Here is a 21,931-nt window from a genome sequence, read left to right as displayed (position 1 = left end):
TTCGTCTCCCCAGGGCTGCGCAGCGCCACGGCCGGCGTGGCTCAGAGGCCGCCGGGGAGGCGACCTGGGGCCAGCCGGTGACCCGGGTCGAGGTGCTGCTTGACGGCGCGCATCCGGGCCACGCCGGTCAGCTCGCCCCACAGGTCGACGGCTCGCCGGACGGCGGGCGGCGCGGAGAGCACCAGGCAACGCCCCTGTCGGGCGAGCAGCACGCCGCGCACCGCGACCAGGATCGACGCCACCCGGTCGGGTGCCATCGTGCCGGGCAGTGCGGCGTGCACCACGCCGAGACCGGCGGAGCCACGGACCGGCACCGGCGAGCCGGCCGCGTCCCGCAGCGCGTAGACGGCGGCGTGCAGGTCACTGATCGGCACCTCCAGCCGGAGCGCGGTGTCACCGGGGGCGAACGGGTAGCTGCGCCACCAGGACGGTGCCGATCGGGCGACGACGGCCCGGGAGCCGAGCATCGACCGGAGCCGGTCGGCGCGCTCCGCCACGTCGGACGGCCCGCCTTCGAGCAGCACCACCAGCGAGCCGGCCCCCGCCGGGCCGGTCGACGGGCGCCCCGTCATGGACGGATGGCGCGCCATCGACTCGGCCCGGCGGTCCCTCGGCCGGGGTCCCGTGCCGGCCGGCAGGTCCACCTCGATGGCAGCCGGGTCGAGCCGGGCGGCGAGCACCGCCCGGACCAGGTCGTGCACCTCCAGCGGCGTCCACACCGGGCGGGTCACCCAGACCCGGCTGGCCGGCAGGGGCTGCACCCGCAGGGTGGCGCTGACCAGCACGCCGAGCGCGCCCTCCGACCCGCACAGCAGCCGGGCCTGGGCCAGCCCGGCAGCCCCGCCACCGGCCTCGGCCAGGTCACCGTCGGCGGCCAGGTAGCGCAGGCCGACGAGCTGGTCGCAGGCGGTGCCGTGCCGGTGGCGCAGTGGACCGGCCTCGTCCGCGGCGAGCACCCCGCCGACCGTGGCGCCGGGCGAGGGCGCGTCGAGCGCGAGCCGTTGACCGGTGCGTTCCAGGCTGGCCTGCACCGCGCGCAGTGGCGTGCCGGCACCGACCTCGGCGGTGCCCCGCTCGGACGGCTGGTGACCGATGCCGGCGAGCCGACCGGTGTCGAGCATGATGTCGACCCGTTCCGGCACGGCACCCCAATCGATCTTGGTGCCGGCGCCGCGCGCCACCACCGTCAGGTCGTGCCGCGCGGCGAGCCGCAGCACCTCCGCCGCCGCGTGGGCGCCGCCGGGCACCGCGACCCAGCGGGCCGCTCGCCCGGCCACCTCGTCGGCCGGGCCGGCGAACCGGGCGAAGCGGGAGCCGCAGATGTCGGTAAGGCGACGGGCGATGTCGAGGGCACCGGACCCGCCGGTGGAACGCGCTGGCACCATGGCAGCGATCGTACATGTGTTCGAACGACGAAGTGGGCATTTGCGCCGCCCGAGACGCCCGGCCTGCCGGTAACGTGGCGCCGTGACCACCGAGACCCCCGTACCCGTAGCCAGGCAGGTGCCGAGCGAACGCGTCCACCACGGCGACGTCGTCGTCGACGAGTACGCCTGGCTGGCCACCAAGGACGACCCTGAGACGATCGGCTACCTCAAGGCCGAGAACGCCTGGACCGAATCACGTACGGCGCACCTCGCCGACCTGCGCACGGAACTGTTCGAGGAGATCCGTCGGCGCACCCAGGAGACCGACCTGTCGGTGCCGACCCGCAAGGGCGGGCACTGGTACTACTCCCGGACGGTCGAGGGCAAGCAGTACGGCGTGCACTGCCGTCGGGCGGTCCGTGACGGCGAGACCACGCCGCCGATCAGCCCTGCCGGTGCCCCGCTGGAGGGCGAGGAGGTGCTGCTCGACGGCAACCTGCTCGCCGAGGGCCACGACTTCTTCTCGCTGGGCGCCTTCGACGTCAGCCCGGACGGCCGCTTCCTGGCGTACTCGACCGACTTCTCCGGCAAGGAACGCTTCACCCTCCGGATCAAGGACCTCACCACCGGCGAGCTGCTGCCCGACGAGATCCCGGACACCTTCTACGGCACCGCCTGGGCCGCCGACGCCTCGGTGCTGTTCTACGTGACGGTGGACGACGCCTGGCGTCCGCACCGGGTCTGGCGGCACGTGCTCGGTACGGCCGCCGCCGACGACGTGGTGGTGCACTCCGAGGACGACGAGCGGTTCTGGGTCGGGGTCGAGCTGACCCGCTCGGAGCGCTTCATCCTGATCGACATCGCCAGCAAGCTCACCAGCGAGGTACGCGTCATCCCGGCCGGCAACCCCACCGGCGAGCCGGCCGTGATCGCCCCCCGCCGGCAGGGCGTCGAGTACTCGGTGGAACACCACGGGCACCGGTTCCTGATCCTGCACAACGACGGCGCGGAGGACTTCGCGCTGGCGTACACCTCGGCCGACGCCCCGGGCGACTGGGTGCCGCTGATCGCGCACTCCCCCGGCACCCGGCTGGAGGCCGTCGACGCCTTCGCCGACCACCTGGTCGTGACGCTGCGCGCCAACGGGCTCACCGGGTTGCGGGTGCTGCCGGTCGGCGGCGGCGACGGGCACGACATCGCGTTCCCGGAGCTGCTGCACACGGTCGGGCTGGACTCGAACCCGGAGTACCGCACCGGGCGGGTACGCCTGCGCTACACCTCGCTGGTCACCCCGGACTCGGTGTACGACTACGACCTGGTGACCCGCGAGATGACGCTGCTGCGGCGGCGACCGGTGCTGCCCGGACCGGACGGGCGGGAGTACCGCCCAGAGGACTACGAGCAGCACCGGGACTGGGCGCTGGCCGACGACGGCACCAAGGTGCCGATCTCGCTGGTCTGCCGCCGGGACACCCCCCGCGACGGCTCCGCACCCTGCGTGATCTACGGGTACGGCTCGTACGAGGCCAGCATGGACCCCTGGTTCTCGGTCGGCCGGCTGTCCCTGCTGGACCGTGGAGTGATCTTCGCGGTGGCCCACATCCGGGGCGGCGGCGAGCTGGGCCGGAGCTGGTACGAACACGGCAAACTGCTGGCCAAGAAGAACACCTTCACCGATTTCGTCGCCTGCGCCCGGCACCTGGCCAAGGCGGGCTGGACGTCGTCGGACCGGCTGCTCGCCCGGGGCGGATCGGCTGGCGGGCTGCTGATGGGCGCGGTGGCCAACCTGGCGCCGGACGCGTTCACCGCCATCGTCGCGCAGGTGCCGTTCGTGGACGCGCTCAGCACGATCCTCGACCCGTCGCTGCCGTTGACCGTCACCGAGTGGGAGGAGTGGGGCAACCCGCTCGCCGACCCGGAGGTGTACGCCTACATGAAGTCGTACACCCCGTACGAGAACGTGGCCGACCGCGACTACCCCGCGATCCTGGCGATGACCAGCCTCAACGACACCCGGGTGCTCTATCACGAGCCGGCGAAGTGGATCGCCCGGCTGCGGGCCGTCGCGCCGCAGGGCGAATACCTGCTCAAGACCGAGATGGAGGCGGGCCACGGCGGGCCCAGCGGTCGCTACGACGCCTGGCGGGAGGAGGCGTTCGTCAACGCCTGGACCCTGGACCGACTCGGCCGCGCCTGACCGTCCCGTCATCCGGCCACCGGCCGCTCATGGCCCAGGGCGCGCCTGCCCTGGGCCATGGCGGACGCCGTCTCAGGTGGTTCGTAGTTCCTCCATCGCGGTGTTGGCCCGCAGGAACAGCAGCCCCAGCCCGACCGTGACCAGCACCGCGAGCAGCGCACCGCCGCCGACCAGCGCGAGCTGCTCCAGGGGTACGTCCGGCGTGCGGACCACGCTCTCGACCGGCACGAGTTCGACGTGCAGCGGGCGGGTGGCCGGGTCGTCACACAGTTCCGCGCGCGCCCGGCACACCTCCTGGGTGTAGCCGCCGCTGACCACGTCGCCGGTGAACAGCCGCCCGATCGCGTACCCGACGCCGACCGTGAGCAGCACGGCGGGCACCACCGGCGCGAGCACCTGGACCAGGATCGAGGTGCCGATGGTGGTCCGGGGCACCCCGGTGGCCACCAGCGCGGCGTACGCCCGGCGGCGGGAGACGATGCCCTCCACCAGCGTGACCAGCAGGCCCGCCGTGGCGATGACGACCGCCACGAGGACCGCCAGGTCGACCAGGTCCATGGTGTTCAGATAGAAGGACCGGTCGTCGCCGACGTATCCGGCGGCCAGGCTCTCCTCCTGTTCGATCCGTTGCCGGAGCTGGAAGTAGGCCCGGAACGCCGCCGCACCGGCACCGATGAGGACGCTGGCCAGCAGCGCCGCGAAGGTGCGGCTGCTGGTCCACGGGTCGTCGGTCAGCCGTCGCGCGGCCAGCAGCGTCGCCGGACCTCGGGCGAGGCGGTGCAGCAGCCGCCCGGCGGCGTGCGACAGCCATCCGGTCCCGAGCACCACCCCCGTCACGACGGCGAGGAGACCGAGGGCCAACAGGATCGCGATCCAGTCCGTGTCGACGCCCTCGACTGCCTCCCGCAGCGGCTCGGCCAACGCGGTCACCACCACACCACCGCCGATGAACAGTGCCGGCCAGGGTTGGGGTGACCGGGTCCGACCGGCCCGCCGGAACACGCCCAGCGGTGTGGTGGCGACCCGGCGCAGCAGCAACGCGGTGCCCACCGCCGCGAGCAGCGGCAGCCCCAGCGTCACCGCCGCGATCGCCGGCACCGAGGGCAGGACGTCGGTGGGCAGGGTGAGCTGACCCTGGGCGTCCGGGCGGTGCAGCAGTTCCCGCCCGCCGAGGTACACCGCCAGGCCGACAAGCGTCCCGACCAGCGCGGCGAGGCCGGTCTCCAGCATCGCGACCCGGGTGACCTGACCCGGGGTCGCGCCGGCCAACCGCAGGGCGGCCAGGCGGCGGTCCCGGGCCGGGGCGCCGAGCCGGGCACTCTGCCCCGCCAGGGCCAGCACGGGTACGGCCAGCAGCAGCAGCGCGAAGGCGGTGCCGCCGCGCAGCCCCGGCTCGCGCAGCAGCGCGTTCGCGTACTGCTGGGACTGCTCCCAGTCGTGGCCCGGTGGCTTCTCGATGGCCAGCACGGTCATCGCCGCCAGCCCGGCGAGGGCGGCCAGGGTGGCGCTCAGCGCGGTCAGGACCACCCGGGCGGCGTCGGTGCGGTTGCCGGCCAGGGCCAGCCGGGCCAGCGTCCCCGGTCTCACCGCGCGCCGCCGGTCAGCGGCGCGTCCAGCCCCAGACCGGTGTGGTCGATGACGCCGTCGCGCATCACGATCTCGCGGTCGGCGTACGCGGCGATCCTGGGCTCGTGGGTCACCAGCACCACCGCCGTGCCCTGCTCGCGGGTGAGCCGGACGAGTGTGGTGAGCACCTGCTCGCCGGTGAGCGAGTCCAGCGCCCCGGTCGGCTCGTCGGCGAAGAGCACCCGTGGCTCGGTGACGAGGGCTCGTGCGGTGGCGCAGCGCTGCTGTTGCCCGCCGGACATCTCGCCCGGCCGCACGTCGGCGCAGTCCGCCACGCCCAACCGGTCGAGCCAGGTGAGCGCCGCCGTCCGCGCTGCTCGCCGCCCCGTGCCGGCGAGCAGCAGCGGAAGCGCGACGTTCTCCGCCGCGGTCAGCTCCGGGACGAGCTGACCGAACTGGAACAACACTCCGAACTCGGTACGCCGCAGGCGCGACCGGGCCGCCTCGGACCAGGTGTCGATGCGGTGGTCCCGCCAGGTCACCTCACCGGCGTCGGGCCGCAGGATGCCCGCCAGGCAGTGCAGCAGGGTCGACTTGCCGCAGCCGCTCGGCCCGGTCACCGCGACGATCTCGCCCTCGGCGACGTCGAGGGTGAGGCCCCGCAGTGCGGGTGTCGGCCCGTACGACTTGACCAGCGCGCGTGCCTGAAGTTGCGTCACGAGTGCACCTCCCGGTGCCAGTCGGCGACCCGCTCCAGGGTGGTGCGCAGCCAGCGCAGGTCGGCGTCGAGATGGGCGATGGCGTAGTCGGCTGCCACGACGTCGTCGACGGTGGCCTCCGGTGCCGTTTTGAGCGCGGTCAGCTCGCGCAGCCGATCGGTGTGGGCCCGCCGCTGCGCGACGAGGTATGTCCGGGCCCGGTCCGCGTCGGCGTCCAGGAGCGCCACCACCACCTTGGCGAACAGCGCGCTGTTGACGTGCGGCATGGGTGGCTCGACGCTGCCCAGCCACTGGTCCAGTGCCGCCCGTCCCTCGTCGGTCAGCGCGTAGGCGGTGCGGTCCGGTCCGGCGAGGCGTTCCTGCCCCGCCGGGACCACCAGACCGTCGCGGAGCAGCCGGTTGATCGTCGCGTAGACCTGCCCGAACGCCAACGGGCGGGCCTGCGGCAACCGCTCGTCGTACGCCCGCTTCAGCTCGTATCCGTGCATGGTGCCGGTGGCGAGCAGCCCGAGCAGAACGTGCGGCGTGGACACCAGCCCACTATTCACTCAGCGAATAGCTGCCGTCAAGCACTCCACGCCGAGTCCCGTCCGGTCGCTCCAAGTAGCCGGGACAGCTCCGGCAGGGCGGGGCCAGCGGTCACTTCCTCGGCGAAGACACCCATCTGGCGGCCCTGCGCGCCGAGCTGTGCGACCAACTCGCGCAACACCGGTACCGTCTGCGGGGCCGCCTCGTACGGCTGGCCGGTGGCGACCGCCAGGTCCCAACCGTGCACGGTGAGGTCGAGCAGCGCCATGCCGCCGACCACGGGCTGCGGCATCCCCATCCCCGGCGAGACACCCTCCTCGCTGGCCGGGTCCGACCATGCCGCGACCAGTCGACGGGTCTCCGCCTCGAACCGGTCCCGCCAGCCCTGACCCAGGTGATCGGGCTTGGCGGCGAAGGTCACCTGCTCCCGGGCGGCGAGCGCCTGGAAGGCGACCACCACGTCGTACAGATGGTTGAGCAGATCGCGGACGGCGTAGTCCCGGCAGGGCGTCGGCAGGTGCAGTTGGTCGTCCCGGACCGCCCGCACCACCGCCACCGTACGCGGCGCCGCCAGCGCCAGGAGATCGCTAGTCTGAGTCGCCATATGGGCAGCGTATGAGGGTGGTCTTGAAGAAATGCGACAGCTGCGCGGGGACAGCCGGGGCATTCTCGAACCGGCCGGGCTGATGCGACGGGTCCGCTTCCGTCGGCACCTGCCCGCCGCACCGCTACGCCCATGGGTCGAGCACTACTGGCTCGTCGACTGGGCTCTGACCGAGCCGTTCGAGCAGCGGGTAGTGGCGCACCCAGCGGTCAACGTGGTGTTCGCACGCGAGGGTGACGGTCCGGAACACGCCGAGGTGGCCGGGCCCGGCCTGAGCCTCTTCTCGACCACACTCGCCGACACCGGGCAGGTCTGCGGTATCCAGTTCCGGCCGGGCGGCTTCCACCCGTTCTGGCGTCGCCCGATGGTGGAGTTGACGGGCCGACGCCGGTCGTTCGCGGACTTGGCCGACCACTGGCCGCCGGCCGCCGCACCGAGCCCGGCGATCTGCGCCGGTACGGATGCCGCCCGCTGCCGCGCCCTCGACGACCTTCTGACCGGCTGGGAACCCCGGCCCGCCCCGGTCACCGACGAGGCGATGCGGCTGGCCGAGGCGATCCGGACCGACCGGAACGTACGGCGGGTCGACGGGTTCGCCCGCGACAACGGTCTCTCAGTCCGCCGACTGCAACGCCTCTTCCTCAGCCAGATCGGTGTCGGCCCGACGTGGATGATCCGCCGCTACCGGCTGCACGAGGCGATCGAGCGAGCGGCGGGCAACACACCCGACTGGGCCGCCCTCGCCGCCGAACTCGGCTACAGCGACCAGGCACACCTGATCCGCGACTTCACCGCCGTCACCGGCGTCTCCCCCGGCGCGTACGCCGACCAGGATCGCGCTCGGCCATCTTCCCGGCGACACTGACCGCGTCGCCACTCGCCGCCGACGGAGGCCCGCCAGGGGGTCTTGGTCGGCGGCGTGAGCGGTCATCGGGGCGGATTGCGGACCCAGCCGAGGAACCGGACGTAGAAGTACAGCGGCTCGGGTGGCGCTCCGAGCCGGGTCAGGTCGGCGGTCGCCTCGGTGAGCAGGTCGGCCATGTCCAGCGCGAGCAGTCGACCTGGACCGTAGTCGGCCGCCAACTCGACTCGGGCCGGCGCACACGGCCAACCGTGCGCACAGGCGGCACAGAACCAGAGGGGTCTGACGGGGGCGTGCCGTTGCGCCATTCGGGGCTCCTCCCGGGGGTGGGACGGGCGGCAAGCCCTCGGCCGCCGGGCTCGGCCTCCAGCAGCCGAGGGGCCTACCCCGATCCCAACCCAACACCGACCCCCCTGTCAACATTGGCGCGCCCCCAAAGGTGTACCCACTCATGCGCGACCCTATTGACAGGCTACCGTGCGCCTACCTTCCTTGGCATGGGCAAGGACCGTGGGCCAGGGCCTCTGGTGGCCGCTGGCGAGATCCTGGCGATGCTCGGTGTAGGCCGATCCCGCTTCCGCCAGATCGCCGCGCATCCGAACTTCCCGCAGCCGTACCAGGTCCTGTCGGTCGGCAAGATCTGGCTACGCGCTGACGTCGAGGAGTACATCCGCCGGTACCGCCAGCCACGCCAGGCGGACGACGACGAGCAGGGGTAGATCGACGCCTCAGCGGCGGCGGAGGGCGACGACGGCGACGTCGTCCTGGATCTCGTGCGGGGCGAGTTCGACGAGCAGGCGCTCGCAGAAGCGGTCCAGGTCGTCGTCCACCCGGGACGCACTGACCGACAGGGCGGCCAGTCCGTCGTCGATGGTGGCGTCCCGCCGTTCGATCAACCCGTCGGTGTAGAAGACCATCGTCGCGCCGGCCGGCAGGACGAACTCCAGATCCGCCGGACGGGGCGCGCGTACGCCGAGCAGCGGCGCGGAGTGCTGCACGTACTCGACCTTGCCGTCCTGATTGATCAGCGGCGGCAGGTGCCCGGCACTGGCCAGCCGGACGTGTCCGGTGGACGGGTCCAGCAGCAGCACACAGATGGTCGCCAGCTCGTCGGGCAGCAACGTCCGCATCAACTCGTTGACCCGGTGCAGGATCTCGCCCGGCTGGTGTCCCTCCACCGCGTACGCCCGCACCGCGTGCCGCAGCTCGGCCATCACCGTCGCCGCGTGCAGCGAGTGGCCCGCCACGTCGCCGATGGCCAGCAGCAGGTGGCCGTCGAGCATCACCAGCTCGTAGAAGTCGCCGCCCACCTCGGTCCGGGCGCTGGCCGGCTCGTACCGGACGGCCAGGTCGAGCCCGGCGATCTCGGGGATGCGCCGTGGCAGGAGGCTGCGTTGCAGGGTCACCGCGATCCGGTGCTCCTCGTCGAAGGAGCGCTGTGCCTCCGCCGCCGACGCCACCGCCTGCGCGAGCTGGACCAGCACCGGCGTACGGGCGGTCTGGGTGCCGGTGGGGACCACGATGTAGATCGGCGCGCGGTCCTCGCGCAGCCGGGCGGCGGCCACCGTGACCGTGTCGTCGGTCGGCCAGTCGGCGAGCGCCCAGTCGGCGGGATCCTGTACGGAGACGACGGTGCCGGTCGGTACGCCGGTGTCGTCGACCACCCAGGGCACGATGCGGCCCCCGGCACCGGGACCGGTGGAGACCCCGGCCAGGCAGTCACCGTCGAAGGTCTCGGCGACCACTGCGGCCGGGCTCTTGAAGATCTCGGCGGCTCCCGCCGCCGCCGATTCCAGCAGCCGGGCGAAGTTCGGCGCGGAGTGCACCGCCAGGGTGGTGTCGGCCAACCCGGTGAGGCGTTCGGCGAGCAGTTCGGCCCGTTGTCGCGCCTGGTAGTAGCGCAGCACCGCGTGGGCGGTGGCGATCAGTTCCTCCGGCTCGATCGGCTCCGCCAGGTAGGCGTCCGCCCCCCGGGTCAGCCCCTGGGTGCGGTCGGCGGTGTCGATCGCGTGCGCGGAGACGTGGATCACCGGTAGCGCCGGGTGCGCCGCCTTGATCTGCTCGCAGACCTCGAAGCCACTCATGTCCGACAGCCGGACGTCGAGCACCACCAGGTCGACCGGGTCGACCCCGACGCGACGCAACGCCTCGCCGCCCGTCTCGGCTTCGAGCACGGTGAAACCGGCCCGGGTCAACCAGCTCACCAACAGGTAGCGCTTGGTCCGGCTGTCGTCGACCACGAGAACTGTCGCGGCGCCGTCCACGTCAGACTCCGTCCGCCGGCAGCGAGACCGTGAAGGTGCTGCCCCGGCCGGTTTCGCTGGCCAGGTCGAGGGTGCCGCCGAGCAGGGTCACCAGCCGCCGGGCGTACGGCAGGCCGAGGCCGGTGCCGCCGGTCCGCGTCGGGCCGGGTGCCTGGTAGAACTCCTCGAACACCCGCTCGTGCAGCTCGGCAGGGATGCCCGCCCCGGTGTCCGACACGGAGAGTCGCCAGCCACCGTCGTGCTGCTCGGCGCGCAGCCGCACCTCACCCTCGGCGGTGAACTTCAACCCGTTGTGCAGCAGGTTGCGCAGCACCTGGGCGAGCAGCACCTCGTCGGTCCGCAGCGTGGCAGGTGCCGGCGGCTCCTCCACCACCAGCGCCACGTCACCGGCGGTGGGCAGCGCCCGCAGGGTGCCCCGCAACTGTCCGAAAAGGGCCTTGAGGTCGACGTCCGCCATGGCCGGCTCGATCCGGCCGGACTCCGCCTTGGCCAGGTCGAGCAACTCGTTGACCAGGGACAGCAGATCCGAGGCGGAGCCACGGATCAGGCCGACCTGGCGCTCCTGCTCGCTGGTGAGCGGGTCGGAGGCGGAGTCGCCCAACAGCCGGGCCAGCCCGATGATCGCGGTGACCGGGGCCCGCAGCTCGTGGCTGACGTTCGCCAGGAACCGCGTCTTGGACTCGCTCGCGGCACGCAACTGCGCCGACTTCTCGTCCAACTCGGCGTAGAGCGCCACGACGCCCGTGTTCGTCGCCTCCAGCTCGTCGGTGAGCTGGTGGTACAGCGCCATCACACCTTGGTTGGTCTGTTCCAGTTCCTCGTTGAGCCGGGCCAGCTCGTCGCGCTGGGTGCGTACCTCGTCGAGGGCGGCGATGAGCTGGGTGTTCTGGGTGGCGAGCTCCTCCTCCGCCGTGCCCGGCGCGCTCTCGGCGAGTCGGGCGCGCAACTGGGCGAGGCGCTCGGGGGTGAGCGCCGCAGCGGTGGCCGGGATCCGTCGCGACATCCTGACGACCGTAACTTGCTCCTCGGCAACCACGCCGAGTGTGTCCACCAGACGCGCCACCGCGCCGGACTCGGGCTGGTAGCGCCCGTCCGGCAGCGGCGCCACCGGAACGAGGTCGACGCGCAGGTGGTGACGGCCGTCCACGGTGTCGGCGACGGCGAAGACCACGTCCGCCCCGCCGACGGCCCGCAACAGGTCCCGGGCGACCTCGCTGATCGCGGTGGCGATCCGGACCTGGTCCTGGTGCTCCAGGCCGAGTACGCCGGCCACCTCGCGGCCACGCTGGCGGACCACGAAGATGTCCTGTTCGACCCGGAGCGCCATCTGCATCAGCGAGGCGGTGGTCATGACCAGGACCTTGCCACCAGTACTCCGGCGTCGTCGCGTCGGGTCCCGGCGTCGCGCAGCAACGTGGCGGCCGTCACCAGCGGCGACCGCCCGACGAGGCCGGGATAGTCCTCGATCCGCCAGCGGTCCACCACCCCGTCGGAGTGCATCACCAGCAGGCTGTCCGGGCCGAACGGGTAGTCGTACTGCCGGATCGTGGGCCGCTGGTGCCCGGCGATTCCGGGCAGCGAGACCAGGCCACGCCGCCGGCCATCCGCGTCGATGACCACGCCGCTGATGTTGCCCAACCCGGCGTACCGCAACAGCGCCCCCGCCGGGTCCGGCTCGGCCACCGCGAGCGCGGCACCACGGGTGTGCGACAGCGAGCGGTGCAGGTGGGCGACGACCTCGGCCGGGGCGGCGGCCGGGGCACCACGGAACGCGGCGAGCGCGGCGTCGGTGGCCGCCCCGGCCAGCGGGCCGTGCCCGAGACCGTCGGTGACCAGCACCTGACGGCGATCGCCCACGACCCGCCAGGCGTAACCGTCCCCACAGACCGTCTCGCCGGCCAGCGGCCGGGTCAGCCCGCCGACCCAGGGCAGGTCGGTGTCCGCGCCCCCGAACACGCGTACCGCGATAACGGTGCCCCGGCCGGGCCAGGAGTACGCGTCGAACCAGCTCGCCTGGCGCACGATCGCGCCCAGACCGATGCCGAGGGTGCCGGTGGTGGAGTGCCCGTCCCGCGCGGACTGCGCCAGGTCGGCCATGCCCGGACCGGAGTCCAGGGCGATCAGCTCGACCCCGGCGTCCATCTCGCGGCGTACCGGCCGGAGCAGCAGCATACCGTCGTCGGCGTGCTTGATCAGATTGCTGGTCAGCTCGGCGGCGACGATGGCCAGGTCGGCGATCCGGCCCTCGGGCAGCGCCAGTTCATTCCCCAGGCGCTCGGCCGCCCGCCGCACCGCACTGCCGGTGCTGCCGTTCTCCACGCGGTACCAGGTGCCCCGGTCGGAGACCGGCGCGGCGGTCACCGGGACCACTTGGTGATCGTGATCCGGGTGCCCTGCCCGGGCGCGGTCTGGATGTCGAACTCGTCCACCAGCCGGCGGGCACCGCTCAGGCCGAGACCGAGGCCGCCGCCGGTGGTGTAGCCGTCGGTCAGGGCGAGGTCCAGGTCGACGATGCCCGGACCGTCGTCCGCGAAGACGATCGTGATGCCGGACCTGCGGCCGTTGTCGACTTTGGAGACCTCGACCGTGCCGCCACCGCCGTACACCAGTGTGTTCCGGGCCAGCTCGCTGGCCGCGGTGACCACCTTGGTCTGGTCGACCAGCGACAGCTTGACCGCCACCGCCACGGTACGCACCAGTTGCCGGACGCGGACCACGTCCTCGTCGCTGCCGACCGTCTGCGCCTGGGGACGCCCCAGGTCGACACCGCTGGTCATGACGACGCCGTCGGCTCGGGATCCGCCCCGTCGTGGAAGTCGTCGTCGTGGAGGTCGTCGGCGCGGTCGGCCGCGATGAGTTCCATCCCGCGCTCGACGTTCAGGGCGGTCCGGATGCCGTTGAGCGACAGGCCCAGCTCGACCAGGGTGATGGCGACCGCCGGACGCATCCCGACCACCACCGTCTCGGCATCGAGCACCCGGGAGATGGAGGCGATGGTGGAGAGCATCCGGCCGACGAAGGAGTCGACGATGTCCAGGGCGGTGATGTCGATGATCACGCCGTGACAGCCGGTGGCGACGATCCGCTCGGCCAGGTCCTCCTGGAGGGCCACGGCCGTCTGGTCGGACATGTCGAGCTGGATGGAGACCAGCAGGATGTCGCCGATCTTGAGAATCGGCACCCGCTCCATCAGACCTCCCGGCGGGTCTGTCGCCGGTTCGCCTCGACGCCGGTGAGCCGCAGCACGTGCCGCAGCGCGTCGGCGAGGCTCGCCTTGGTGGCGATGTCGCCGAACTCGATGCCGAGCGCGACGATGGTCTGGGCGATCTGCGGCCGGATGCCGGAGATGATGCAGTCGGCGCCCATCAGGCGGGCCGCCACCACGGTCTTCAGGATGTGCTGGGCGACCTGGGTGTCGACCGCCGGTACGCCGGTGATGTCGATGATCGCGTACGGCGAGCCGGTGTCGACCAGGGTCTGTAGCAGCCGCTCCATCACCACCTGGGCGCGGGCCGAGTCGAGCGTGCCGACCAGCGGCACCGCCACCACGCCCTCCCAGAGCTTGACCACCGGGGTGGAGAGCTCCAGCAGTTGCTCCGCCTGGTCGGCGATCAGGCTCTCGCGGGTGCGGACGTAGGTCTCGAAGGTGAAGAGGCCCATCTGGTCGACCAGCGCCGAGAAGGCGACGAAGTCGCGCAGCGTTCCGGTGCCCTGATCGGTCTCCATGACCGTCAGCAGGGCCTCCTTGAGGGCGAACACGCTGCTGGCGGTCTCGCTGGCGGTGAAGCCCTGCCGGGCCTGCCCACGGGAGACCTCGGCGAGCACGGCCCGCAGCTCGGTGGCCTCCTCGGCGGCGAGGTCGCCCACGCCCTTGCCGAGCGCGTCCACCAGCACCCGGTGCATCTCCTGCACCTGCCGGACCAGTTCGGCCTGGCTGAGTCGGCCCCGCAACTGGGCGGCGAGGACCTCGGTCCACCGCTGGACGACCTGTCCGGCCTGACCGGTGAGCAGGTCCGCCAAGCGGCCACTCTCGTCAGCGCTCAACGCCATCGCACTACCCCCCTAGACCTGGACCGGCCGGACTCTATCACCGCGGACCCACAAACTACTTGTCACGAAGCAAGGGAATGACGGGGGCCACCTCATCGTGCTCCCGTTCTGCGTACCGGGCCCGGCGTGGGATACCGTTCCTCCGATAAACAGGAGGTCTGGCATATGTCCCTGACGGTGCACACGGAGCAACGCGGCGACGTGGTCGTGGTGTCGGTCGCAGGTGAACTGGACATGGCCACCGCACCGCAACTGCAGGACCAGATCACCGACCTGCTCGACAAGGGGCGCAGCCGCCTCGTGTTCGACCTGTCGGATGTCTCGTTCTGCGATTCCACCGGTCTGTCGGTGTTCGTCCGCGCGAAGAACAGCTCCGACGAGGCCGGCGGGGTGGTCCGGTTGGCCGCGCCACAACGCGGCGTGCTGCGCATCCTCGAGGTGAGTGGCCTCGTGGAGGTCCTGCACACCTATCCGACGGTCGACGAGGCGGTCGCGGGGGAACCCACCACCTCCTCCTGACCCCACCGCGCTACCCACCGGCCACGGCCGGGCCTCGCTCGTCCTCGATGTACCGAGGGCGAGCGATGACGATTCCTGCCCCGGTCTGCACGGCGAGTGCGACCAGCAGGAAGCCCAGGGGTGCCGTCCACCCACCGGTGGACTCGTGCAGGATCCCGACCAGCAGCGGCCCGAGCGCCGCGATGAGGTACCCGACGCTCTGCGTGAAGGCCGACAACGCGACCGTCCCGTCGGCCGTACGCGCCCGCAGCCCGATGGTGGCCAGGATGAGCGGGAAGGCACCCTGCCCCAACGCCAGCAGCACCACCCAGAGCACCGCCCCGCCACGCGGCGCGAACGCCAGCCCCAGATAGGCCACGCTGGAGGCGGCGGTCAACGCCAGCACCAGCAGCCGCAGGTCGCTCAGCCGACCGGCCAGCGTCGGCATCAGCAGCGCGATCGGCACCCCGAGCGCGGTCACCCCGGCCAGCAGCAGGCCGGCGTCCTGCGGCCGGAAACCGGCGTCCCGGAACAGCACGGCCAGCCAGCCCATGATCGCGTACGCGCTCAGCGACTGCGCGCCGAAATAGAGCGCCATCGCCCAGCCGAGCCGGGTGCGCGCGGGACTGATCCGCAGACGCGCCCGCCCGCCGTGCCGACCCGACCGCCGCGCGGCCCCACCGGTCCGCAGCGCCGCCGGCAACCACGGGAGTACGGCCACCGCCGCGAGCGCCGCCCAGACACCCAGTCCGGCCCGCCACGAGCCGAAGGCGTGCGCCACCGGCACCGCAGCGGCGGCAGCCGCCGTCGCCCCCACCGTCAACGTCATCATGTACACCCCGGTGACCAGGCCGGTCCGGTGCGGGAAGTGTTGCTTGACCAGCATCGGCAGCAGGATGTTCGCCACCGCGATCCCGGCCAGCGCGAGCGCGCTGGTGGCCAGGAACACCACGGCGGACCCGGTCACCACCCGCAGCACCTGCCCGACGGTGAGCGCGATCATCGCCAGCACCAGCAGTCGCGGGGCGGAGAGCCGCCGGACCAGCCACGGCGTGGTCGCACCCAACCCGGCGAACGCCACGGCCGGCAGGGTCGTGACGGCGCCCGCCATCGCGCCGGAGAGCGCCAACCCGACGCGTACCTCGTCGAGCAGTGCGCCGAGGCTGGTCATCGCGGCCCGCAGGTTCAGCGCCACCAGCAGCATCCCGACCAGCAGCAGCCACCCGGCACGCGCCCGATCCGCCCCGCCCACCGGGTTTCCGGCGTCAGCGGTCCCGGTCGCAGCGGGTGCGGCGCCGGCGGTCGGTGCAGTGGTGGCGGGGGTGCCGGCGGCTGGCGGAGTCATGACCTCGAACCTACAATCATGGGATGAATTTCGGCGAGTGGCTGTAACCAGTGCCACCAGCGATTGATTCCGCCGTCCCGCCCCGGGGCCGACGGACGAACGAGACCATCACTCGACTGCGGCGACGGATCATGGCCGGCGAATGGCCGGTGGGCAGCCGCATCCCGACCGAGCCGCAACTCGTCGAGGATCTCGGCGTGGGGCGCAACACGGTCCGCGAGGCGGTCCGGGCCCTGGCCCACGCCGGAGTGCTGGAGTGCCGGCAGGGCTCCGGGACGTACGTGCTCTCCACCGACGAACTGGCACCCGTGGTGGCCCGCCGCCTCACCGACGACCGGATGACCGAGGTGATCGAGGTACGCCGTGCCTTCGAGGTGGAGGCCGCCCGGCTCGCCGCGCGCCGACGTACCGCCGAGGACCTGGCCGCCCTCGACGCCGCGCTGGCGGCCCGCGAGGCGGCCTGGCGCGGCGGCGAGGTCGCCGAGTTCGTGGAGGCCGACGTCGCGCTGCACACCGCCGTCGTCGCGGCGGCGCACAACGGCATGCTCGCCGAGCTCTACGCCTCGGTCGCGACCGCCCTGCGCAGCACCGTCGCGCAGGCCATGGGTGACGCCCTGACACCGGACCGGCACGTCGACCACGCCCGCCTGGTGGCCGCCATCCGGGCCGGCGACCCGGAGCTGGCGGCCCGGGAGGCCGGTGCTTTCCTGGAGTCCGCACCCAAGGCATAGGTTGTCCTCGACGAAAAACCGGACACCTCAGGAGTACGGATGCTCAAGGGCTTCAAAGACTTCATCATGCGCGGCAACGTCGTCGACCTCGCGGTCGGCGTCGTCATCGGCGCCGCGTTCACCGGCGTGGTCACGCAGCTCACCAAGTCGTTCCTGGAACCGCTGATCCGCGTCTTCGTGGTGCTGATCACCGGAAGCGACAAGGGCCTAGAGGGCACCGCACCGACGATCGAGGGCATCCCGTTCGACTGGGTCGCCTTCGTCAACGCGCTGATCACGTTCCTGCTCACCGCGGCGGCGCTGTACTTCCTGGTCGTCTTCCCGATGAACAAGCTGGCCGAGCGCCGCAAGCGGGGCGAGGAGCCGCCGCCCTCGGCACCGAGCGAGGAGGTCAAGCTGCTCACCGAGATCCGGGACGCCCTGGTCGCCTCCGGCCGGACCACCCCGGCCCAGCAGCGCGGCGCCCTGGACGACGTGCTCGGCCGCCGGGAGGAACCGCCCACCGGGCGCTGAACCCGGCACCCGCACATCGGCCCCTGTGGGAATCCCGCAGGGGCCGCTCCATGTCGAACACATGTTCGATAGAGTCCCGCCATGGAGCAGCGAAAGCACTGGTGGAACGGGAAATGGGGGCGGCTGGCCCGACGGGACGTCTTCCTCCGGGCGGACGCCGATCGCTGGTACGTGGAACAGCGTGCCGGCGGGGCCGAGGGCGCATCCCGGTTCTACGAGTACGACACCGTCGACGACGCCGAGGAGACGGTACGCGCACTGCTCCAGGGCCCCGACACCTGGCGCGAACTATCCCCCCGCCCCCCATCCCCCTGGCCCTCCCCCCCACCCTCCACCCCCAGCCCGGGTTGATCAAGAAGTTTTCGTCTCGCCACCGCCGCGAACGCGACCCGAACTTCTTGATCGACAAGGCGGAGGGGTGGGGCGTACCGGACGGGGTGGGTGGTTTAGGAGCAGTGGGGGGCGGGAACCGCGCGGAGTATGGAGCAGCAGGGCATCGATCAACAGACCACCGTCTCGCGGGTCACCACCGGCATGCGGGTGGTGGACGCCGCCGGCCTCGACGTCGGCACGGTGGACCTGGTCCAGCGCGGTGACCCGAACGCCGTGACCGTGCAGGCGCCCACCGCCGACCCTGGCAGCAGCCTGGACGAGTTGATCGAGTCCGCCGCCACGGAGGAACCCGACGTTCCTGCGGACCTGGCCGCCCGCCTGCTGCGCACCGGTTACCTGAAGGTCTCCACCGAACTGGTCCCCACCGGTGCCGTCTACGTACTGGCCGACCAGATCAACACCGTCGTCGACGGAGAGGTTCGGCTCGACGTCCTCGCCGCCGACCTCCCTCCGGAGGACTGACCCCGCCTCGGCCCGCTCACGACGTCTGAGTCGGGACGGACCCGGCGGTCGGGGCGGGCGCGGCAGCAGGCCGGTCGGGTTCGGTGACCGGGGTCGACAGCGTCGGCGTGGGGCGGCGGGGACGGAAGATCAGGAACATCAGGCAGCCGGCCACCAGGCCCCAGAAGGCGCCGCCGATGCCGATCAGCGACACCCCGGAGGCGGTGACCACCAGGGTCACCACGGCGGCCTCCCGGGCCGTGGGATCGGCCAGCGCCGCGGTCAGGGCGGTGGCCAGCGCGCCGAGCAGAGCCAGTCCGGCGACCGCCTCGATCAGTACGGGTGGCGCCCAACCGACGAGCGTGGTGACCGCACCGGCACCCAATCCGAGCATCGCCAGCCCGATGCCGGCGGTCACCGAGGCGATCCAGCGGCGGTCCGGGTCGGGGTGCGCGTCCGGTCCGGCAGCCAGCGCGGCGGTGATCGCCGCCAGGTTGACCGCGTGACCACCGGCGGGCGCCACGGCCATGCTGGCCAGTCCCGTGGTCCGCAGCGCCGAGCCGAGCGGGGGCCGGTAACCGTAGCCGACCAGGACGGCGGTGCCGGGCACGTTCTGCGCGGCCATGGTCACCAGGAACAGCGGCAGTGCCACACCGATCAGCGCCGACAGGCTCCACGCCGGCATGGTCAGCGTGAACACCGGCCGCAGTCCACCGGTGCCACCGCCCGACGTGGTCAGCGCGATCGCGACGGCGGCGACCACCAGTGCCCCGGGGACCGCCCAACGCCGGGCGAAGCGGTGCAGCACCAACCAGGAGACCAGCACCGGCGCGGCGAGGTGCGGCACGTCGACGAGGGCGCGTACCGGTGCGGTGCAGAGCGGCAGCAACACCCCGGCGAGCATCGCCCCGGCGATGGGTTTGGGTATCGCGGCGACGGCGCGGCCGAGGGCCGGGAACAGGCCGGCGGCGACGATGAGCAGGCCCGAGACGAGGAACGCGCCGACGGCGACCGGCCACCCGCCGGGCACCGGGCCGGTCGCGATGAGCAGCGCCGCGCCGGGCGTGGACCAGGCGATGCTCAGCGGCATCCGGTGCCGCAGGCCGAGCCAGACGGCGCAGAGCCCGGAGGCGACGCAGAGGACGAGCAGCCCGGAGGCGGCCTGCGCCTCGCTCGCGCCGGCCGCGCGCAGCCCGGCAAGCACCACCGTGAACGAGCTGGCGAACCCGACCAGCGCGGTCACCACCCCCGCGAGGATCGGCTGTGTCCGTCCCGCCATGACCCCACCCCTTCCCGACCGTTCCGTTTACGGAACAGCGGCGTGTAGCACCATATCGGGATGTCGCAGCCACCACCAGATTCGGACACCGCCGCGATCGGCCAGCGGGTCCGCGCCCTCCGCGAGGCGCGCGGCATCTCGCTCTCCGCGCTGTCCCGGCTGGCGGGAGTGGGCAAGGCGACGCTCTCCGGACTGGAGAACGGCGTCCGCAACCCCACCCTGGAGACGTTGTACGCGATCACCGCGCAGCTCGGCGTACCGCTGACCGCCGTGCTCTCCGGGCCGTCGGCCGGGCCGACCGTACGCGGCGCGGCGGTCAGCGCGACGCTGCTGGAGGTCTTCGACGACTCGGACGCGACGTACGAGCTGTACCGGATGCGGGTGGCGCCCGGCCCCGGCCAGCTCTCCCCCGCGCACCAACCCGGGGTGACCGAGCACGTGACCGTCTTCGCCGGGGTGCTGCGCGCCGGCCCGGTCGACGCGCCGCTGACCGTCGCCGCCGGTGGCCACCTGCGCTGGACGTCCGACGTGCCGCACCTCTACGCCGCCGTGGGCGACGAGGAGGTGGCCGCAAGCCTGCTCCTGCGCTACCCCCGGATGTAAGGAAGGGCCCCCTGCTAACGCCTCGTGTATAGGAAGGGTCCCTTCCTTACATCTCGGCGGGGGTGGGTTCGGCGAGCCGTTGGCGTACCGCCCAGAGCGCCACCTCGGTACGCGAGGCCGAGCCGGTCTTGCGCAGCAGGTTGGACACGTGCACGGTGACCGTCCGCACCGAGATGCCCAGGGCGCTCGCCACCTGCTTGTTGGACATCCCGGCGACCAGGCAGTCGAGCACCTCCACCTCCCGCCCGGTCAACTCGGCCGACAGTCCGGTGCCGCCCGCCGACGCCCCCGACGACTCCGGCATACGCGACAGCCCCGACGCCGCCCGCCCACCGTCGGCGTCGAACGGCGGCACACCTCGACGGGCAGGCCGAGGCCGTCCGTCGAACGCGGGCGGGACGTCGACCGGGGCGAGCAGCGCCTCGGGTGGCTGTCCGGCGTACGCGGCGAGCAGCTCGGTGAGCGCGTACGGGTTGCCGCCGGTGCTCCGCCAGACGCCGCGTACCAGTCGACCGGGCAGCGGGTGGCCGGCGTACACCTGGGTCAGCACCTCGGCCACCTCGACCGGGCGCAGCGGCCCGAGGTGCTGGCGCACCGCCCCGGGTACGCCGCAGAGCCGGGCCAGGGTGCGGCCGGCGAGTTCCGGGGCGACCGCGTGCGCGGCGGGTCGGGTCGCCACCACCAGCAGGGCGGGCAGTCCGGGGGCGGTGGCGAGTTCGCCGATCAGGTTGAGGCTGGCCGGGTCGAGCGCGTGCAGATCCTCGACCACGAGGACGGCCGGGCCGGTGCCGACCAGCGCCCGGACGGCACGTACGGCGAGGCGCAGCAGCGTGCCGGGGGCGTAGCGCTCGCGTGGCGCGGTGGGTTGTTGGGCGAGCCAGGCCAGCGCGTCCGGCGGCACGGTGTCGGCCGGCAGGTCGAGCCGGTCGGGGTCGCGTCCGCTGAGCACGGCGGCCAGCCAGTCGTACGGTGCCGGACTGTGCACCCGGGCGGCGCCGCTGAGCACCATCGCCGGTCGTGGGGTGAGTTCGTCCAGCGCGGCGGCGACCAACAGGCTCTTGCCGACGCCCGCGCCGCCGGTGACGACCACGACGGCCGGTGTTCGACGCCTCCGACCAGCCACGGTGGACCACACTCGGCCCAGCTCAGCCAGCTCGTCGGCGCGCCCGACCATGGACATCGGCAACATTCCTCAACCCTACGCAGTAGTGCGTAGAGACGCGGGAAGGGTGTTCTTGGCAAGCTTGACCCATGACGCTGATCCTCCGCTCGGCCATCCTCAACGACATCGGCCTGGTCCGCACCAACAACGAGGACTCCGCGCTCGCTGGTGAGCGCCTCGTCGCGGTGGCCGACGGCATGGGTGGGCTGCCCGCCGGTGAGGTCGCCAGCGAGATCGTCATCCGGATCCTGGACGAGTTGATCCCGCCCACCGCACCGGACGCCGCCACCGACTCGCTACGGGCCGTGGTGAGCACCGCCAACCAACGTATTCACGCGGCGATCGCCGCCGAGCCCGCCCGGGACGGCATGGGCACGACGCTCACGGCGGCCCTGCTCGCCGGGGACACGCTGGTGTTGGCGCAGGTCGGCGACTCGCGCTGCTATCTGCTGCGGGAGGGCCGGCTGCGGCAGTTGACCCGGGACGACACGTTCGTGCAGGCGCTCGTCGACCAGGGCACGTTGACCCGGGAGCAGGCCCGGCACCATCCGCAGCGGTCGCTGGTGACCCGTGCGGTGCAGGGCGCGGACGCGCCGCCGACGATGGGCTCGGTGAACGTGGCGGCCGGCGACCGGCTGCTGCTCTGCAGTGACGGGCTCTCGGACTATGTGACCGACGACGCGATCGCCGCCGCCCTGAGCCTGCACACCGACCGCCACCAGTGCGGTGAGCAGTTGGTGAAGCTCGCCCACCAGGCCGGCGCGCCGGACAACGTCACCGTGGTGATCTCCGACGTCGTGCCGAGCTGA

At 72.6% G+C, this 21,931-nt stretch carries 25 protein-coding genes; 10 read left to right on the top strand and 15 right to left on the bottom strand.

The window, feature by feature from the left end:
- Positions 1 to 41: 41 nt before the first annotated feature.
- Positions 42 to 1,385 carry an FAD-binding oxidoreductase gene (locus HUT12_RS02170; protein ID WP_176092316.1) on the bottom strand — a complete coding sequence of 448 codons (1,344 nt, stop codon included), beginning with the start codon at positions 1,383 to 1,385 and terminating at the stop codon, positions 42 to 44.
- An 82-nt stretch (positions 1,386 to 1,467) separates the two neighbouring features.
- Here HUT12_RS02170 and HUT12_RS02165 point away from each other — a divergent pair, with 82 nt between their 5' ends.
- Positions 1,468 to 3,564, top strand: a complete 2,097-nt coding sequence (locus tag HUT12_RS02165) for a S9 family peptidase (protein ID WP_131054229.1) — start codon at positions 1,468 to 1,470, stop codon at positions 3,562 to 3,564.
- 72 nt (positions 3,565 to 3,636) lie between these two features.
- On the opposite strand, the gene HUT12_RS02160 is transcribed toward HUT12_RS02165, so the two are convergent.
- Genes HUT12_RS02160 through HUT12_RS02145 form a run of 4 tightly spaced genes read right to left on the bottom strand, consistent with a single transcriptional unit; the run spans position 3,637 to position 6,981 of the window.
- Positions 3,637 to 5,151, bottom strand: a complete 1,515-nt coding sequence (locus tag HUT12_RS02160; protein ID WP_176092315.1) for an ABC transporter permease — start codon at positions 5,149 to 5,151, stop codon at positions 3,637 to 3,639.
- Positions 5,148 to 5,849, bottom strand: coding sequence for an ABC transporter ATP-binding protein (locus tag HUT12_RS02155; protein WP_176092314.1), 702 nt, complete (start codon positions 5,847 to 5,849; stop codon positions 5,148 to 5,150). The genes HUT12_RS02160 and HUT12_RS02155 overlap by 4 nt, the downstream gene beginning before the upstream one ends.
- A complete protein-coding gene (locus HUT12_RS02150) occupies positions 5,846 to 6,382 on the bottom strand; it encodes a PadR family transcriptional regulator (RefSeq protein ID WP_176092313.1) in 537 nt (178 codons plus the stop codon). Before HUT12_RS02150 ends, HUT12_RS02155 begins: the two co-directional genes overlap by 4 nt.
- A gap of 32 nt (positions 6,383 to 6,414) precedes the next feature.
- Entirely contained in the window at positions 6,415 to 6,981 is a 567-nt protein-coding gene (locus HUT12_RS02145; RefSeq protein ID WP_176092312.1) for a TIGR03086 family metal-binding protein, read from the bottom strand.
- A gap of 31 nt (positions 6,982 to 7,012) precedes the next feature.
- Between HUT12_RS02145 and HUT12_RS02140 the strand changes: the two genes are divergently transcribed.
- Positions 7,013 to 7,846 carry a helix-turn-helix domain-containing protein gene (locus HUT12_RS02140; RefSeq protein ID WP_176092311.1) on the top strand — a complete coding sequence of 278 codons (834 nt, stop codon included), beginning with the start codon at positions 7,013 to 7,015 and terminating at the stop codon, positions 7,844 to 7,846.
- A gap of 62 nt (positions 7,847 to 7,908) precedes the next feature.
- Here HUT12_RS02140 and HUT12_RS02135 read toward each other — a convergent pair whose 3' ends face one another.
- Complete coding sequence (locus HUT12_RS02135; protein WP_131054235.1) at positions 7,909 to 8,151, bottom strand: flavin reductase; 243 nt, start codon at positions 8,149 to 8,151, stop codon at positions 7,909 to 7,911.
- A gap of 189 nt (positions 8,152 to 8,340) precedes the next feature.
- On the opposite strand from HUT12_RS02135, the gene HUT12_RS02130 reads away from it, so the two are divergent.
- Positions 8,341 to 8,562, top strand: coding sequence for an AlpA family transcriptional regulator (locus HUT12_RS02130; protein WP_176092310.1), 222 nt, complete (start codon positions 8,341 to 8,343; stop codon positions 8,560 to 8,562).
- A 9-nt stretch (positions 8,563 to 8,571) separates the two neighbouring features.
- Here HUT12_RS02130 and HUT12_RS02125 read toward each other — a convergent pair whose 3' ends face one another.
- The 6 genes from HUT12_RS02125 to HUT12_RS02100 are packed head-to-tail and all read right to left on the bottom strand — an operon-like array spanning position 8,572 to position 14,157.
- On the bottom strand, positions 8,572 to 10,107 hold the full coding sequence (locus HUT12_RS02125) for a SpoIIE family protein phosphatase (protein WP_176092309.1): 1,536 nt from the start codon (positions 10,105 to 10,107) through the stop codon (positions 8,572 to 8,574).
- Position 10,108: 1 nt separating this feature from the next.
- Positions 10,109 to 11,458 carry a sensor histidine kinase gene (locus HUT12_RS02120; RefSeq protein WP_176092308.1) on the bottom strand — a complete coding sequence of 450 codons (1,350 nt, stop codon included), beginning with the start codon at positions 11,456 to 11,458 and terminating at the stop codon, positions 10,109 to 10,111.
- Positions 11,455 to 12,477, bottom strand: a complete 1,023-nt coding sequence (locus HUT12_RS02115) for an ATP-binding SpoIIE family protein phosphatase (protein ID WP_176092307.1) — start codon at positions 12,475 to 12,477, stop codon at positions 11,455 to 11,457. The genes HUT12_RS02120 and HUT12_RS02115 overlap by 4 nt, the downstream gene beginning before the upstream one ends.
- Complete coding sequence (locus HUT12_RS02110) at positions 12,465 to 12,884, bottom strand: ATP-binding protein (protein WP_131056583.1); 420 nt, start codon at positions 12,882 to 12,884, stop codon at positions 12,465 to 12,467. Before HUT12_RS02110 ends, HUT12_RS02115 begins: the two co-directional genes overlap by 13 nt.
- Positions 12,881 to 13,297 carry an STAS domain-containing protein gene (locus HUT12_RS02105; protein WP_176092306.1) on the bottom strand — a complete coding sequence of 139 codons (417 nt, stop codon included), beginning with the start codon at positions 13,295 to 13,297 and terminating at the stop codon, positions 12,881 to 12,883. The genes HUT12_RS02110 and HUT12_RS02105 overlap by 4 nt, the downstream gene beginning before the upstream one ends.
- On the bottom strand, positions 13,297 to 14,157 hold the full coding sequence (locus HUT12_RS02100; protein WP_131056587.1) for an STAS domain-containing protein: 861 nt from the start codon (positions 14,155 to 14,157) through the stop codon (positions 13,297 to 13,299). The genes HUT12_RS02105 and HUT12_RS02100 overlap by 1 nt, the downstream gene beginning before the upstream one ends.
- A 165-nt stretch (positions 14,158 to 14,322) precedes the next feature.
- Between HUT12_RS02100 and HUT12_RS02095 the strand changes: the two genes are divergently transcribed.
- Positions 14,323 to 14,676: an STAS domain-containing protein gene (locus HUT12_RS02095; protein ID WP_131056589.1), complete on the top strand. Its 354-nt coding sequence runs from the start codon at positions 14,323 to 14,325 to the stop codon at positions 14,674 to 14,676.
- A 10-nt stretch (positions 14,677 to 14,686) separates the two neighbouring features.
- Here HUT12_RS02095 and HUT12_RS02090 read toward each other — a convergent pair whose 3' ends face one another.
- The gene (locus HUT12_RS02090; protein ID WP_176092305.1) at positions 14,687 to 16,000 is read right to left on the bottom strand and encodes an MFS transporter; all 1,314 of its coding nucleotides are present in this window, start codon (positions 15,998 to 16,000) and stop codon (positions 14,687 to 14,689) included.
- Positions 16,001 to 16,050: 50 nt separating this feature from the next.
- Here HUT12_RS02090 and HUT12_RS02085 point away from each other — a divergent pair, with 50 nt between their 5' ends.
- The 4 genes from HUT12_RS02085 to HUT12_RS02070 all read left to right on the top strand — a co-directional run bounded on the left by HUT12_RS02085 (position 16,051) and on the right by HUT12_RS02070 (position 18,099).
- Positions 16,051 to 16,731, top strand: a complete 681-nt coding sequence (locus HUT12_RS02085) for a FadR/GntR family transcriptional regulator (protein ID WP_176092304.1) — start codon at positions 16,051 to 16,053, stop codon at positions 16,729 to 16,731.
- A 39-nt stretch (positions 16,732 to 16,770) separates the two neighbouring features.
- The gene (gene mscL / locus HUT12_RS02080; RefSeq protein ID WP_176092303.1) at positions 16,771 to 17,244 is read left to right on the top strand and encodes a large conductance mechanosensitive channel protein MscL; all 474 of its coding nucleotides are present in this window, start codon (positions 16,771 to 16,773) and stop codon (positions 17,242 to 17,244) included.
- A gap of 81 nt (positions 17,245 to 17,325) precedes the next feature.
- Entirely contained in the window at positions 17,326 to 17,595 is a 270-nt protein-coding gene (locus HUT12_RS02075) for a hypothetical protein (protein WP_176092302.1), read from the top strand.
- 144 nt (positions 17,596 to 17,739) lie between these two features.
- Positions 17,740 to 18,099, top strand: coding sequence for a hypothetical protein (locus HUT12_RS02070; RefSeq protein WP_162854399.1), 360 nt, complete (start codon positions 17,740 to 17,742; stop codon positions 18,097 to 18,099).
- Between the two features lie 16 nt (positions 18,100 to 18,115).
- Here HUT12_RS02070 and HUT12_RS02065 read toward each other — a convergent pair whose 3' ends face one another.
- Positions 18,116 to 19,357 (bottom strand): benzoate/H(+) symporter BenE family transporter, encoded by a 1,242-nt coding sequence (locus tag HUT12_RS02065; protein WP_176092301.1) that lies wholly within the window; start codon positions 19,355 to 19,357, stop codon positions 18,116 to 18,118.
- Positions 19,358 to 19,417: 60 nt separating this feature from the next.
- Here HUT12_RS02065 and HUT12_RS02060 point away from each other — a divergent pair, with 60 nt between their 5' ends.
- Complete coding sequence (locus HUT12_RS02060; protein ID WP_176092300.1) at positions 19,418 to 19,960, top strand: helix-turn-helix domain-containing protein; 543 nt, start codon at positions 19,418 to 19,420, stop codon at positions 19,958 to 19,960.
- Between the two features lie 46 nt (positions 19,961 to 20,006).
- Here the strand turns inward: HUT12_RS02060 and HUT12_RS02055 are convergent, their stop codons facing one another.
- Positions 20,007 to 21,149 (bottom strand): response regulator transcription factor, encoded by a 1,143-nt coding sequence (locus tag HUT12_RS02055; RefSeq protein WP_176092299.1) that lies wholly within the window; start codon positions 21,147 to 21,149, stop codon positions 20,007 to 20,009.
- 62 nt (positions 21,150 to 21,211) lie between these two features.
- Between HUT12_RS02055 and HUT12_RS02050 the strand changes: the two genes are divergently transcribed.
- Complete coding sequence (locus HUT12_RS02050; RefSeq protein ID WP_131056967.1) at positions 21,212 to 21,931, top strand: PP2C family serine/threonine-protein phosphatase; 720 nt, start codon at positions 21,212 to 21,214, stop codon at positions 21,929 to 21,931.

Source organism: Verrucosispora sp. NA02020 (genome assembly GCF_013364215.1).
In the GTDB taxonomy this organism is placed as follows: domain Bacteria; phylum Actinomycetota; class Actinomycetes; order Mycobacteriales; family Micromonosporaceae; genus Micromonospora.
The sequence above is the reverse complement of the archived record's forward strand: the minus strand, read 5'-3'. Positions and strand labels throughout refer to the sequence as shown.

Bases quoted from the DNA above. Each gene is read 5' to 3' on its own strand.
- HUT12_RS02170 (WP_176092316.1), bottom strand. From the start codon at position 1,385: ATGGTGCCAGCGCGTTCCACCGGCGGGTCCGGTGCCCTCGACATCGCC.
- HUT12_RS02145 (WP_176092312.1), bottom strand. From the start codon at position 6,981: ATGGCGACTCAGACTAGCGATCTCCTGGCGCTGGCGGCGCCGCGTACG.
- HUT12_RS02140 (WP_176092311.1), top strand. From the start codon at position 7,013: ATGCGACAGCTGCGCGGGGACAGCCGGGGCATTCTCGAACCGGCCGGG.
- HUT12_RS02135 (WP_131054235.1), bottom strand. From the start codon at position 8,151: ATGGCGCAACGGCACGCCCCCGTCAGACCCCTCTGGTTCTGTGCCGCC.
- HUT12_RS02130 (WP_176092310.1), top strand. From the start codon at position 8,341: ATGGGCAAGGACCGTGGGCCAGGGCCTCTGGTGGCCGCTGGCGAGATC.
- HUT12_RS02120 (WP_176092308.1), bottom strand. From the start codon at position 11,458: ATGACCACCGCCTCGCTGATGCAGATGGCGCTCCGGGTCGAACAGGAC.
- HUT12_RS02110 (WP_131056583.1), bottom strand. From the start codon at position 12,884: ATGACCAGCGGTGTCGACCTGGGGCGTCCCCAGGCGCAGACGGTCGGC.
- HUT12_RS02105 (WP_176092306.1), bottom strand. From the start codon at position 13,297: ATGGAGCGGGTGCCGATTCTCAAGATCGGCGACATCCTGCTGGTCTCC.
- HUT12_RS02100 (WP_131056587.1), bottom strand. From the start codon at position 14,157: ATGGCGTTGAGCGCTGACGAGAGTGGCCGCTTGGCGGACCTGCTCACC.
- HUT12_RS02095 (WP_131056589.1), top strand. From the start codon at position 14,323: ATGTCCCTGACGGTGCACACGGAGCAACGCGGCGACGTGGTCGTGGTG.
- HUT12_RS02090 (WP_176092305.1), bottom strand. From the start codon at position 16,000: ATGACTCCGCCAGCCGCCGGCACCCCCGCCACCACTGCACCGACCGCC.
- mscL (WP_176092303.1), top strand. From the start codon at position 16,771: ATGCTCAAGGGCTTCAAAGACTTCATCATGCGCGGCAACGTCGTCGAC.
- HUT12_RS02075 (WP_176092302.1), top strand. From the start codon at position 17,326: ATGGAGCAGCGAAAGCACTGGTGGAACGGGAAATGGGGGCGGCTGGCC.
- HUT12_RS02065 (WP_176092301.1), bottom strand. From the start codon at position 19,357: ATGGCGGGACGGACACAGCCGATCCTCGCGGGGGTGGTGACCGCGCTG.
- HUT12_RS02060 (WP_176092300.1), top strand. From the start codon at position 19,418: ATGTCGCAGCCACCACCAGATTCGGACACCGCCGCGATCGGCCAGCGG.
- HUT12_RS02055 (WP_176092299.1), bottom strand. From the start codon at position 21,149: ATGTTGCCGATGTCCATGGTCGGGCGCGCCGACGAGCTGGCTGAGCTG.
- HUT12_RS02050 (WP_131056967.1), top strand. From the start codon at position 21,212: ATGACGCTGATCCTCCGCTCGGCCATCCTCAACGACATCGGCCTGGTC.